Origin of the sequence: Actinomycetospora sp. NBRC 106375 (genome assembly GCF_030269665.1) — a bacterium.
Taxonomy (GTDB): domain Bacteria; phylum Actinomycetota; class Actinomycetes; order Mycobacteriales; family Pseudonocardiaceae; genus Actinomycetospora.
Genome location: NZ_BSTS01000013.1, coordinates 132,081 through 144,521, shown reverse-complemented (window position 1 = coordinate 144,521; position 12,441 = coordinate 132,081). Strand labels below are relative to the sequence as shown.

The 12,441-nt window shown below is 72.4% G+C and carries 10 protein-coding genes; 9 read left to right on the top strand and 1 reads right to left on the bottom strand.

Going from position 1 to position 12,441, the window contains the following annotated elements; all coding sequences use genetic code 11:
- Positions 1-107: 107 nt before the first annotated feature.
- Positions 108-476: a cupin domain-containing protein gene (locus tag QSK03_RS21970; protein ID WP_285656690.1), complete on the top strand. Its 369-nt coding sequence runs from the start codon at positions 108-110 to the stop codon at positions 474-476.
- A 1,048-nt stretch (positions 477-1,524) separates the two neighbouring features.
- Here the strand turns inward: QSK03_RS21970 and QSK03_RS21965 are convergent.
- Complete coding sequence (locus QSK03_RS21965; RefSeq protein ID WP_285656688.1) at positions 1,525-2,712, bottom strand: hypothetical protein; 1,188 nt, start codon at positions 2,710-2,712, stop codon at positions 1,525-1,527.
- Positions 2,713-4,021: 1,309 nt separating this feature from the next.
- On the opposite strand from QSK03_RS21965, the gene QSK03_RS21960 reads away from it, so the two are divergent.
- Genes QSK03_RS21960 through QSK03_RS21925 form a run of 8 tightly spaced genes read left to right on the top strand, consistent with a single transcriptional unit; the run spans position 4,022 to position 12,428 of the window.
- The gene (locus tag QSK03_RS21960) at positions 4,022-4,672 is read left to right on the top strand and encodes a hypothetical protein (protein ID WP_285656685.1); all 651 of its coding nucleotides are present in this window, start codon (positions 4,022-4,024) and stop codon (positions 4,670-4,672) included.
- A gap of 1 nt (position 4,673) precedes the next feature.
- Positions 4,674-4,979, top strand: a complete 306-nt coding sequence (locus QSK03_RS21955; protein ID WP_285656682.1) for a LysM peptidoglycan-binding domain-containing protein — start codon at positions 4,674-4,676, stop codon at positions 4,977-4,979.
- 2 nt (positions 4,980-4,981) lie between these two features.
- The gene (locus QSK03_RS21950; RefSeq protein WP_285656680.1) at positions 4,982-6,130 is read left to right on the top strand and encodes a hypothetical protein; all 1,149 of its coding nucleotides are present in this window, start codon (positions 4,982-4,984) and stop codon (positions 6,128-6,130) included.
- A 32-nt stretch (positions 6,131-6,162) separates the two neighbouring features.
- The gene (locus QSK03_RS21945; RefSeq protein ID WP_285656678.1) at positions 6,163-6,624 is read left to right on the top strand and encodes a phage baseplate assembly protein V; all 462 of its coding nucleotides are present in this window, start codon (positions 6,163-6,165) and stop codon (positions 6,622-6,624) included.
- Complete coding sequence (locus QSK03_RS21940) at positions 6,624-6,947, top strand: hypothetical protein (protein WP_285656675.1); 324 nt, start codon at positions 6,624-6,626, stop codon at positions 6,945-6,947. Before QSK03_RS21945 ends, QSK03_RS21940 begins: the two co-directional genes overlap by 1 nt.
- Positions 6,944-7,345 carry a GPW/gp25 family protein gene (locus QSK03_RS21935; protein ID WP_285656673.1) on the top strand — a complete coding sequence of 134 codons (402 nt, stop codon included), beginning with the start codon at positions 6,944-6,946 and terminating at the stop codon, positions 7,343-7,345. Before QSK03_RS21940 ends, QSK03_RS21935 begins: the two co-directional genes overlap by 4 nt.
- Positions 7,342-9,990, top strand: a complete 2,649-nt coding sequence (locus QSK03_RS21930; protein ID WP_285656671.1) for a baseplate J/gp47 family protein — start codon at positions 7,342-7,344, stop codon at positions 9,988-9,990. The genes QSK03_RS21935 and QSK03_RS21930 overlap by 4 nt, the downstream gene beginning before the upstream one ends.
- On the top strand, positions 9,987-12,428 hold the full coding sequence (locus QSK03_RS21925; RefSeq protein WP_285656668.1) for a baseplate J/gp47 family protein: 2,442 nt from the start codon (positions 9,987-9,989) through the stop codon (positions 12,426-12,428). Before QSK03_RS21930 ends, QSK03_RS21925 begins: the two co-directional genes overlap by 4 nt.
- Positions 12,429-12,441: the final 13 nt, after the last annotated feature.

The following is a 12,441-nucleotide window of genomic DNA, read 5'->3' as shown; positions in this document are numbered from 1 at the left end:
CGCCGTCGCCGAAGCCGCCGCATCCTTCTCAATGCGACACGACTTGTACCTCGGACGGCAGCGCGCAGCTCGCGACCCCGGCGCTCCCCCTCGCAGAAGAGTCAGCCATGAGCTCTGAGGCGGCCGGCAGCAACTCACCGCGGGACGCGCTCGCCGCCTCACTCGAGCGCCGAGAGGTCCAGCGGGCCGATTCCTCGATCTCGGGCCGAGAGATCGTGCAGGTGCTGACCCAGATCCCCGTTGGCGTCGCGTCCGGCTGGCACACCCACCCCGGCGAGGAGGTCGGATACATCGTCGCCGGCACCGTGCAGATGGAGGTCGCCGGGGGCTCCACCTTGACCCTCGAGGCTGGCGACGGCTTCCTGATCCCGCCTCGAACACCACACAACGCCACCGACCTCGGCCCTGGGACTGGGCAAATGCTCTCGACCTATCTTGTGGAGGTCGGTCAACCCATCGCCACATTCACCGCCTGACCCGCAGGGGTCTCCGTCACGAGCCTGACCACTCCGGCTTCTCCTGCGGCGGCGGTGCCGCCCGAGGCGCCCACCGTCACCGGCATCGTGGTGTTCTCGCTGATGGGCGGATTCGCGGTCGGTGGCTTCTACGCCGTGGACGTCGCCCTGATGAGCGAGGTCCCTCCCCAGCGCTGCGCCACGAGGCTGGGACCTCGACATCCTCAACGTCGCCACCACCGGTGGACAGGTCCTGGTCCGGTGTCGATCTCGCCGCTGCTAGGCCTCGGGCCGGGGTGCGCCGCTATGTTCGCCCGCGCCCACATCGTGCTGCTCGCATTGCACGCCGCATGATCTGCTCAACGCAACGCACCCGCACCCGCGGACCGAGCCCCTTTACGAATAACGTACAGAACTGTTAAGGAGCCGACGCCGGTTGGAGACCCAGCCTGAACCGAGTCTGAATGCCCCGCCTCGCGGCCTCTGCGCTTCTGCTTCTCTTCGCGACCGTCCCCAGAGTTGAGCTTTGACCACGGCACCGTTCCAGCGAGTACTCTCTATTGCCGACAACCCCCGAGCCCCAACCACCAAACCTGGCTACGGGCCGGCATCTGCAGGGTGGCCCGAGCGAGCACCCAAAGTGCTCACAGTGGGACCTCACTCGCGGTGTCCGGCGCACAACGACACCCAGTGCTGAGTGAAGGGTCGGTCCCGGACTTCGTCCCGGGGAAGGAACGGCGCCCGGGACCGGCACCGTCGTGGTGGCAGTCATGCGGGGTCTAACCCGGCCCGACCGCTGCGAGCAGGACGCATAGCTCAACCACCAACACGGCGGACCGCTGTTCACACCCGGTCTGGTCGAGGTGATGTGCTGCGAGTGGCGCGGAGTCGGGATGCCTGGTTCAAGTGGTTGCCGGGAAGCGGGTCGATAGGCTCGGCACCCGCTGGCACGGTGGCCACATGCCGGTCGAGGACGCGGTGGGCAACCGGGCCTTGTACCGGCCTCGCAGGCGATCTGTCATGCGAGCCATTCCACTCCTTCGGTTCTCGGCCCCGCGCCGATAGGCTCTCACGTCTCGACAGAACGCAAGAATTTGAGGTTACCGGCAGCGCGCTTTGCGCTCTTCTCGTCGCCCGACTCGATGATTCGCTGATAGATTTCACGAGCCGACTCAGGGTCACCTTCGATCGCGAGGAAATACGCAACATCGAGATAGCCTCGCCACGCGATGCCGCCTCCACCTCTGCCAAGAGCTGCGTCGAGGCATTCCGTCACAATTGCGATCTTCCCCGTCGACAACAAGTCGCTTACGGTAGATTTCACTACATCGGCTCGGTCCTCACAAAGTGCTCGCGTCAGAATAGAGGTCGCCTTGGCGGTGTCGTCTTGGAACTCGACAGAGATGCGACTTAGGTGACGGAGACCCACTGACGATACTTCGGGGTCGGCACTAGCGCTCATCTGTTCGAGCAGACTGGCAGCTCGGAGCGTCTCGATTCGGCCTGCTATTAACTTCGCAACCTGATCGGCCAGCTCTACTCTGCCGATCTCTACGACCCGGCTGACGAGCCGAGAGAGACGGTCGCCGCCTTCATCTTGACGAGTCAAGACTTCGGCGAACTGGTAGATCGGACCCGATGGCGACTCAGAACCCGGTAACACAGCCGCCCGTTCGAGAAGATCAGCGAGCCCGGTTAGCCCCAGACTAGACGGTTTCTCCCGTGCGAGGGCGTAGGCGAGATCGGCGACGCACTGGGGGCCCCCGATCTCAATCGCGCGAGCTAACCAATGCTTCTTGGTGGCCGGGCCGGCCCGTCGGAGACAGTAGTCGGTGAGCTCGTGAACCACGTCAGGTTCCTGCCGCTCGATCCCGTGCGAGAGGATGCGAGCAGCTTCAGACGCATTGTTCTCGTACTTAGCCTGCTTAGCGAGTTCCAGAAGCACATCCCGGCGATCCGGTAGACCCGATCTATCCCCCCGCTTCCATTCGTAGGCATCTCGCCTCGCCAGGACCGCCTCGGCCTCGCGACTCCACGCCGCAGCAAGTTCGAGACGGGCCTGACGACGTAGGCACCATGACCCGTCGGTGAGTACTTGCCAGTAGTCGCTCCAGTAGAGACCTGGCTCTCGCCTATAGAGGCGCTCGTAGCTCCTTACAGCGTTCTCATATGCCTTGTCTTGGTGATCGTAGCTTCTCGTCGATCTCGCCCTTTCCGCCAGCTCCCGTGCCTGCCGAGCGTCATAGTTTTCTTCCACACTCGCCCTCCTCAGCAACGAAGTCGGACAGTTGGAGCAGAACCGACCTTGCGGACATTCTGTCCATAGCCAGTCGGTCCTCAAGAATCATGACATCGGGTGCCGTTAGAAACCATTGGCCCGGTCGACTGCGCACACAACAGATGAACAGGATAGATACGGCATCGCCGCGTCGTAGGTCTCTTCGGAACCCTGCGATGCGCCTGTCGGCGATCCCCCACAACGACCTCTGGCGGCGAGGACCACCATGGCGATCCCTCGAAGGCGACAACCAGACCGATGTCGCCCAGGGCCCGCGACCACCGATGTCGTTGGCTCGGTTATCCGGCGCTGTCCTGCTCGAACTCTCGGGCGAGCAGGTATGGGTCGGGGCGCAGCAGGGCGACTCGCACGCCGCCAGGCGAGCACGCAGGCGGCACGGCCCGGCCAGTGCGGGGCGCCCCGACCACGCGGGCCAGCGCCGATTGGCTCGACAAGGTTCGGCCCGCCGAGCGCCGACGGTGGTGGAGACCGTCGCCGCGCTCGTCGCGGTGTCCCGTAGGGGCTGGATGCGCCAGGTCGGAATACGCGCCAGCGGGCTCTCGCTCACTCGCCCCGACTGAGGAGAACGCCTAGCTGCGCCGGGGCCAACGAGATCCTCAGGGCTGAGTCGGCCTTCATCGCGGCCGAGATAGACCGGCCGTCTGGCCGCTCGTGAGGTTCGTCTGCGAGCACGCCGCCCGCGCTAACAGCGGGGGGCGGTGGGCCGTCGAGTCGATCTGCGTGCGCTCGGCGAACTGGCGCACTGATCTCGACGATCGCCACGGAGGTGCCGGAATGATCTCCATCTGGGTGCGGATTTGGGTGCGAACTCGTGTCGAACGCGGCCGTGGGTGCGAGTTCTGCGACCTTCGGCGTCAGCAAAGTGCCTGGTAGCAGGCCTAGTACTGGCGGTCGGCCGGCCTCCTAAAGCGGGTTGTCGCAGGTTCGAATCCTGCCGGGGGCGCCCAGGTCCACCAGGGCATCTGATGCCAGTCGTGCGGCGCCGCGAGCATCCATCCGCGTCCTTGGGTGCGGACCTGAGTGCGAGATTCGCGGCGCCGAGCGATCGACGCTTGCCGGGCCCTCAAGCGAGTCGGTCTCCGACAGGTCGGGGTGGTTCACCCGTCCCACGCCGATCCTCATTGGCTGGCGCGGGAGCGATGTCCTGGGCGCGGCGCTGCCCGCCAAGCGCGACGGCAGAGCGATGAGAGCCCTCACCACGCCCAACTGCTTTCGACGTGACGTCGCATTGACAGGACGATGACGCGCTGGATCGATGCTTCGCGCCATGGGCAGCTCTCCCGGGAGCCCACGGACGCTCCGTGGGGCGATCATGTCGGTGGCCGGCACCAGCTCTGTTCCGCGGATCGTCGCGTTCCAATTCAACCCCGATCAGGTCAGCCGGACGCTGACGCCGCGGACGGCCACGGAGGCCGGTCAGGTCGCCCCGGGCGACGCCCTGCGCACGCGGGGCGCCCCCGTGGAGATGATCGCCATGACGGTCGAGGTGGACGCCACCGACGATCTCGAGCGTGGCGACTCGGTGGCGGCGACCGTCGGGGTCGCCCCGCAGCTGGCGGCGCTGGAGATGCTGCTCTACCCCTCGACCGACCAGGTCCTCGCGTCCGCGGCGATGTTGCTCGCCGGCACGATCGAGATCCTCCCGCCGGAGGCCCCGCTCACCGTGCTGGCGTGGGGTCCGACCCGCGTGGTCCCGGTGCGGCTGACCGGCCTGACCGTCACGGAGGAAGCCTTCGACGTGACGCTGAACCCGATCCGCGCGACGGTGCAGCTGACCGCGCAGACCCTCTCATACCACGATCTGCAGGTGACGGACGCGGGCTACTCGTTGTTCCTGGCCCACCAGGTGCTCAAGGAGACCCTGGCGAGCTCGTCCCTCGCGCTCTCGGCGAGCGCGGCCGTCACGGCGGGCCGCTGAGGTGGCCGGACCGGGCCGCTACGCCGGCCTCGACACCGGCGTCGCGTCCGTGCCGCTGGCCTCCGGCGGGAGCCGCGAGGTGCGTTACGTGCGCCGTCGCCCCCTCCCGCCGCCGGATTCGCTGGTCGTCCTGGCGCGCCACCGGGTCCTCGACGGCGATCGGCTCGACCTGATCGCCGCGCGCTACTACGGGGACCCGACGGCCTCGTGGCGCATCGCGGAGGCCAACACCGCCTTCGACCCTGACGCCCTGACCGGCCCCGACGCCGTCGGGAGCGTGCTCGTCATCCCCGTGCCGGGGATGTGACCGTGCCTTCGCTCGGGCTTCGCCTCACCGTGCTGACCGGGAGCACGGTCCCGGTGCCGCTCCCCGGCCCGCTCGCCGCGCGGGTGCGTTCCGTGCAGGTGACCGAGTCCGACGAGGACCGATCGGTGTTCACCGTGACCCTCGACGCGGGACGGTCGAGCACCGACGGCGCGCTGGACCCCGGCGCGCTGGCCGCCTCGCCGCTGCGGGCCTTCGCCCGCGTGGTGCTCGTCGTGACCTTCGGCGCACTGCCCCAGGTCCTCGCCGACGGCATCGTCACCGAGGTCCGCTGGACCCCGGGCGACCACACCGGGGAGGCCACCCTCAGCGTCACGGGCGAGGACGTCTCGACCCTCATGGACCGCACCGAACGCGACGTCGAGCACCCGGGCCTGGACGACTATCCGCAGGTGCTGGCGGTCCTCGCGCGGTACGCGGCGGACGGCATCTACCCGCTCGCGGTGCCCACCCCGGCCACGGACCCACCGCTGCCGATCGACCGCATCCCCACCCAGCACGGCACCGACCTCGAGCATCTCGTCACGCTCGCCCGCCGGCACGGTTACGCCGCCTACGCGCTCCCCGGACCGACGCCGGGCACCAGCCGCTTCTACTGGGGACCGCCGGTCCGGGCCGGCGTTCAGGGCGCCCTGTCGGTCGACCTCGGTCCGGAGACCAACGTCGTCTCGATGAGCTTCCGCGCGCAGGCGTGGGCTCCGGTCACGGTCTCCGGGGCGATCGTCGACCGCCGTACCGACACCGTCGTGCCCGTCGTCGCGGCGGTCCCGTCCCGCCCTCCGCTGTCCGCGGTCCCGTTGTGGGCCTCGGCCGGTGCCCAACGGGGCGAGCGGCGGCTGCGGGACCCCGGCAGCGACGCGATCTCCGCGCAGGCCCGGGCCCAGGGCGAGGTCGACCGCAGCGTGGACGCGGTCGTCGCGGAGGGCGAGCTGGACGGAGCCCGCTACGGCGCCGTGCTGCGCCCCCGTGCGCTGGTCGGGGTCCGCGGGGCGGGGTGGTCCCACGACGGGCTCTGGTACGTCCGCCGGGTCGCGCACACGCTCGCCCCCGGCAGCTTCCGGCAGGCCTTCACCCTGTCCCGGGACGGTTACGGCTCCACCCTGCCCGCGGTCCCGGTCACGGCGGTGGGCTGATGCGCACCTTCTACGGAAAGTATCGCGGTCGGGTGGAGAACGACGTAGACCCGCAGGGGCGGGCCCGTGTGCAGGTCTCGGTCCCCCGGGTGCTGGGCGAGGGCCGCCTGAGCTGGGCAGAGCCGTGCGTCCCCCACGCCGGGCCGGACCAGGGCTTCCACACCGTGCCCCCACGCGGGGCGGCGGTGTGGGTGGAGTTCGAGGGGGGCGACCCCGACTACCCGATCCTCGCGGGCGGACGGTGGGAGGCGAACCAGGCGCCGGCCCGGGGTCTGCCCACGGCCAAGGTGTGGAAGTCCGAGAGCGTGACGATCACCTTGAGCGACCTGCCGGGCGCCGAGGGTCTGACCGTGCGGGTCGCGTCGCCGACGGCGCCCCTGCCGCTGACCCTGTCGATGACCTCCGACGGGATCGAGCTGTCCGTCGGGGCCTCGAGCATCGTGCTTGACGGCAAGCAGGTCGCCATCAACAAGGATGCCCTGGTGGTGACCTGATGCCGGCGCCGCTGGTGACGACGACCTCGGCGGTGGTGTGCACCCACGGCGGCCAGGCGCGGGCCACCGTGCCGAACCCTCGGGTCCGGGTCGCGGGCAGCCCGGCGATCCTGCTCCCGACGCCGTGGACGGTGGCGGGGTGCACCCTGCCACCGCCCCCCGCTGCCCCGCCGCCCTGCGTGAGCGCGGTCTGGACGATGGGCACGCTGCGCGTCCGGTCGACGAACCAACCCCTCGTGGTGCAGGGCGGGAGCGGGACCTGCGTCCCGAACGGCACCCCGCCCGTCGTCATGACCGCCCAGCCGCGGGTGGTCGCCACGTGAGCCGCCGACCGCTGCACCTCGGCTTCCCGTGGTGTCTCGACCGGCGCGGCCGCACCACGAGCCTCGATGTCGAGAGCTACCTGCGCGGGCTGGTCGAGGCCGTCCTGTTCACCCGGCCCGGCGAGCGGCTGCACCGCCCCGAGTTCGGCGGTGGGCTCGACCGCCTGGTGTTCGCGCCGGCCGACGACGAGCTGTCCCGCAGCGCGCGGGCGCTCGTGCACGGCAGCCTGCAGCAGTGGCTCGGTGACCTGGTCCGGATCGAGGAGGTCACCGTGGACTCCGCGGACTCCCGCCTGGACGTGCGGGTGAGCTACACGCCGCTGGACGGTGCCGGCGGCCCCGGCGCCTCACGGACGGTCACGGTGCGCCGCGACGTCGTGACGGGCAGCGCCTCGTGACCGCGGTGGAGGACGACGCGCTCGCCATGGGGGTGGACCGCGAGACGCGGCGCGCGATGCTGGCCGCCGCCGACGCCCCGGACCTGCTCGGCGTCGACCGGGTCGAGGTCCTGTCCAACCTGCCCGGCCGCCCCGACACCGTGGCCGGCGTCCCGCCGCGCCGGACCCTCCTGGTCTGGCTGGTCCGGGGTCCGGTGCCCGATGCGCTGGGGGCCGACGGCGTGGCGATCGTCGGTGGTGTGCGGGTCGACCCGCGGGTGAACCCCGTCCGCGTGCGGTGGGCCCGGCGGGCCGATCGCCTCGCGACCGGCGGGAGCGGGCCCGTCCCCACCGCCGCCGACCGCGCCCTCGTCGAGCGCACCGTCGCGCGGCAGGACCGTCCCCGGGTCCTGGTGGTGCGCACCTCGTCGGCCGGGGACTGGTCCACCTACGTCCTGGTGCTGCGCGCCCCGGTCGGCCGGAGCGATCCGCCCGCCTTCGACCCACCGCTGGCGCGGGCGACCTTCTCCTTCACCGTCGACCTCCCCGCGTCGCTCGACGACCGGACGTCACCGCCGTCGACCCCTCCCGTGCCGTCTCCCGCCGCGGACTATCTGGCTCGCGACGCCGACGCGCTACGGACCCGGCTCGTCGACCGGATGGTCAGCCAGCTCCCGGACTGGCAGGACCGCAGCCCCGCGGACCCGCTCGTCACGGTGCTCGAGCTCTTCGCCGGGCTCGGCGATCGGCTCGCGATCTGGCAAGATTCGGTCGCCGCCGAGGCGTACCTGGGCTCGGCGCGGCGGCGGGCCTCGGTGCGACGACACGCGCGGCTGCTCGACTACCGGGTGCACGAGGGCTGCGCGGCGCGGACATGGCTCGCCTTCACGGTCGGCGACACCGACACCGACGACGACGACGCCGACAAGGTCGGCGCCGACGTGATCGACCTGCCGCCCGGTGTCGCGGTGGCCGACGGACCGCCGACGGGTCCCCGCTCCGAGCCGGGCCTCCCGCCCTCGGTGGCCGACGTCGTCGCCGACGGTGGCACGGTCTTCGAGACCTGCGCCCCGGTGACGGTGCGCCGGGCGCGCAACGCGCTGCCGTTGCACTCGTGGGGGGATCCGGAACACGTCCTGCCTCCCGGGACGACCTCGGCGTTCCTCGCTCCCGGGCCGGCGGACCCGGGGCTGCGCGCGGGTGACGTGCTCGTCCTGGCCGCGCTCGGGGCGACCGGGGTGGCCGAGGACGGCGACCCGAATGCTCGGCACGCCGTGCGCCTGGTCGCCGACCCCGTCGTGCACGTCGATCGCCTCGCCGACGGGCCGGTGACGGTCCTGGAGGTGCGCTGGGGACGGGACGACGCCCTGCCCGCTGCGCTGGTGGTCGCGCGACGCGGCGCCGACGGCCGGCCGCGCCTGGCCGCGGTCGCGCTCGCCAACGTCGTGCTCGCCGATCACGGAGCACGGACGGGCCCGGAGGCGCTGGTCCCCGAGCGGGTCCCGTTAACGGGCGCCGTCCTCCCCCGGCTGGCCCGCCCCGATCTCGCCTGGGTCGACCCCCCCGGGGCCGCACCGTCGAGCAGCGTCGCGCAGGCCGGCAGCCCCGCCGCGGCCGACGCGCTGACCCCGGACCCGTACCGGGCCGCGCCGGCGCTGCTCGTCGACGACGGCACCCGCGTCTGGACACCCCGCCCGGACCTGCTCGACGTCGGCCCCGGCGCGGCCGGCGTCGTCGTCGAGCCCGAGACCGACGGCACGTGCCGCTTGCGCTTCGGCGACGGGGTGTCCGGCCGTCGGCCGGACCCCGGGACCGCCCTGCACGCCACGTACCGGGTGGGAGGCGGCGCCGCGGGCAACGTCGCGGCCGGCGTCCTGACCACGATCCTCGCCTCGACCGTGACGCAGGCACGGACGACGGCCCGGTCGTGGACCCGGCTCCGGGTGACCAATCCCCTGCCCGCTCGCGGCGGCACCGACCCGGAACCGCTCGCGGACGCCCGCGAGCGGGCGGCGCGGGCGTTCCGGACGCAACAGCGGGCCGTCACCGAGTCCGATCACGCCGCGGCCGCCCAGGACCATCCCGGCGTCTCCCGCGCCGTGGCCCGCCGCCGCTGGACCGGTTCGTGGTACGTCGTCGACGTCACCCTCGACGTCGACGGCGAGCAGAGCGAGACGCCGGCGATCTGGTCGAGCGTGGCACGCGATCTGGAGGCCCGGCGGATGGCGGGGGTCGACGTCGCGCTGTCGACGCCGGTGCCGGTGCCCGTCGAGATCGTCATGTGGGTGCACGTGCGTCCGGGCTTCCCCCGTGCGCAGGCGCACGCGCTGCTCGCCGACGCGTTCGCCGCCCACGCCGGTGGGTTCTTCGATCCCGCCCGGTTCACCTTCGGCCAACCCTTGCCGGCCGTCGACGTCGTCCTCGCCGCGATGGCGGTGACCGGCGTCGACTGGGTCGAGGTCCGTGACGACCCCGAGCACCCGCCCGAACGCGGGCGTACGGCCCTCGACAATCCGCCGCGACCACGGTTCCGCCGCTGGGGCGCCACTCCCACCGCGCCGTCGGACCGGATCGACGTGGGCGCCCGGGAGGTCATCCGCGCCGACAGCGACCCGACCCGCCCCGAGAACGGTCGCGTCGAGTTCGTGCTGTGGGGTGGCGTGTGACGGCGCCACGGTCCCCGGAGCCGCCGTCGATCACCAACCCCCCGGGTCGCGCTGCGCTGGACCGCCGGGTCGCCGCCCACCCGGTGTCGCTGGCCCGGATGCGAGCACGCCTGGGGGCCGAGGACCAGCCACTGGCGGTGCGGGCGCTGTCCGGGCACGCGAGCGACGATCCCGCGATCGCCCTGCTCGACGCGTGGGCGACGGTGGCCGACGTCGTCTCGTTCTACAGCGAGCGGATCGCCGACGAGGGATACCTGCGCACCGCGACCGAGCCGGCGTCGCTGCGGGAGCTCGGGCGGACCCTCGGCCACGAGCTCCGGCCGGGCGTCGCGGCCCAGGTCGGCCTCGCGTTCACCGTGGACGACACGGCCGGCTCTCCCTCGGAGGTCGACGTCCCCCGGGCGACGCCGGTGCAGACCGTCCCCGGGCCGGGTCAGTCCCCGCAGGTGTTCGAGACCACGTTCGACCTCACCGCCCACGCGGCGTGGAACGCGATCCCCGTCGGGAGCGGGGAAGTCCAGCCCGCCCCGTCCGGTGCCACAGGCACGCTCTGGGTCGAGGGGACCGCTCCGGGACTGCGGGCCGGTGACGCCGTCGCGGTCGGCACCGGGGACGCGGGGTCGCTGTGGGTGGTCACCGCGGTCGGCGAGAACCCGGACGGGCGGGTCGGGTGGACGCGGCTGGACCTGGCTCGTCGCGGAGCTGTGACGACCTCGGCGGGCGCACCGTCGCCGCCCGTGCACGCCTTCACGACCCGGTCGTACCTGTTCGGGTGGAACGCGTCGGCGTCCGCCCCGGACGCCCACGAGGAGGGGGCCACCCTCGACGTCGACGGCGACCACCCGGAGATCCTTCCGTCCGGCGTGGTCGCCGTCGAGGTCGGCGGGCGGGTCGTGGTCCGCACGGTGCGGGACGTCCACGCCGACACCGTGGCGGGCGAGGTCGTCGGGACCCAGATCACCCGCATCGGGAGCCGAATCACCCGCATCACGCCGGAGGGCGATGTCGGAACCTTCACGGCGCCGGAGCGTCGAGGTGCCGTGGTCCACGCCGGCTCCCGGGCGCTGCCGGCGGCGCGGCGACCGCTCACCGCACCCGTGACCGGTCGGGACCTCGGCCTCGCCGCCACGGCTCCGCTGCTGCCCCCGGGACGGCTGGTGGTCGTCACCGGCTACCCGGTCGGCGTCGCTCCCCCGAGGCCGGGCACGCCCGACGCCGCGCTCCCGCCGCCGCAGGCCGAGACCACCCGGGTCGTGTCCTGCTCGGCCGACAGCGCGAGGCCCGGCGTGATGGCCGTCGCAGTCGACCCGCCGCTGCAGGAGCGCTACGACCCACGCGGGCTGACGGTGCTGGCCAACGTCGTCCCCGCCACCCACGGCGAGACCGTCACGCAGGTCCTCGGGGGTGGCGATGGCCGTGCCGACCACCAGGAGTTCCTCCTGCGCCGCGCGCCCCTGACGCACGTCCGGGCGTCCACCGCGACCGGGATCCGCAGCTCGCTCGAGGTCCGGGTCGATGACGTCGCGTGGACCGAGGTCGAGTCGCTGGCCGACGTCGTCGGCGACGCGCACGTCTACGCCGTACGCGAGCAGGACGGCACGGCGACCGTCGCGTTCGGGGACGGGAACCACGGGGCGCGCCTGCCCACCGGCCAGGAGAACGTCACCGCCACCTACCGGGTGGGCATCGGTCCCGACGGCGACGTCGTGCCGGGCCAGGTCGCCATGCTCGTGCGGCGCCCCTGGGGCATCCGCGCAGTGACCAACCCGTCGATCAGCGTCGACGCGGCCCCGCGGGAGACCTCAGATGAGGTACGCGCGACCGCACCGGTGCGCGTCCGCACGTTGGAGCGGGTGGTGTCCGTCGACGACCACGCCGACAGCGCGCGGGTCTTCGCCGGTGTGCAGGCGGCGACGGCCGCGACGGTGTGGGACGGCACCCAGGACGTGGTGACGCTCGGCCTGCTCGGCACGGGTGGGCGCCCCGTGAGCGATGCCCTCCTCGTCGACCTGCGCCGAGCACTGGACGCGGTGCGCGACCCGACGACGCCCCTGCTCCTCCAGCGGATCGACGTCCTCGCGTTCGGGGTGCAGGTCGAGATGGCCACGGACCCGGCCTTCCGCCGCGAGGACGTCGAGACCGCCGTGACCGACGCGTTGGACGGTGCCTTCGGGCAGGGGCGCTGGGCCCCGGCGACACCGGTGACCGCGGCCCGGGCCCTCGTCATCGTGCGCGCGGTGCCCGGCATCCTCGCCGCCCGTCTGCCCCGGTTGACGAGGGACGAGCGGGCGGAGGCCGTCCGGGCCGGGGCTCCGCGCCCTCGGCCCGGCGGCGTCGACGTCCTCGAGGCGCAGACGGCCCGGTGGGAGGACGGGGAGGTCCGGCCCGCGCAGGTGCTCGTCCTCGACCGGGACGTGACGTTCGGGGGCCTCCTGTGACGACCTCGACCCC

Coding starts and splice junctions, on each gene's coding strand:
- QSK03_RS21940 (WP_285656675.1), top strand. CDS start 6,624: ATGCCGGCGCCGCTGGTGACGACGACCTCGGCGGTGGTGTGCACCCAC.
- QSK03_RS21970 (WP_285656690.1), top strand. CDS start 108: ATGAGCTCTGAGGCGGCCGGCAGCAACTCACCGCGGGACGCGCTCGCC.
- QSK03_RS21960 (WP_285656685.1), top strand. CDS start 4,022: ATGGGCAGCTCTCCCGGGAGCCCACGGACGCTCCGTGGGGCGATCATG.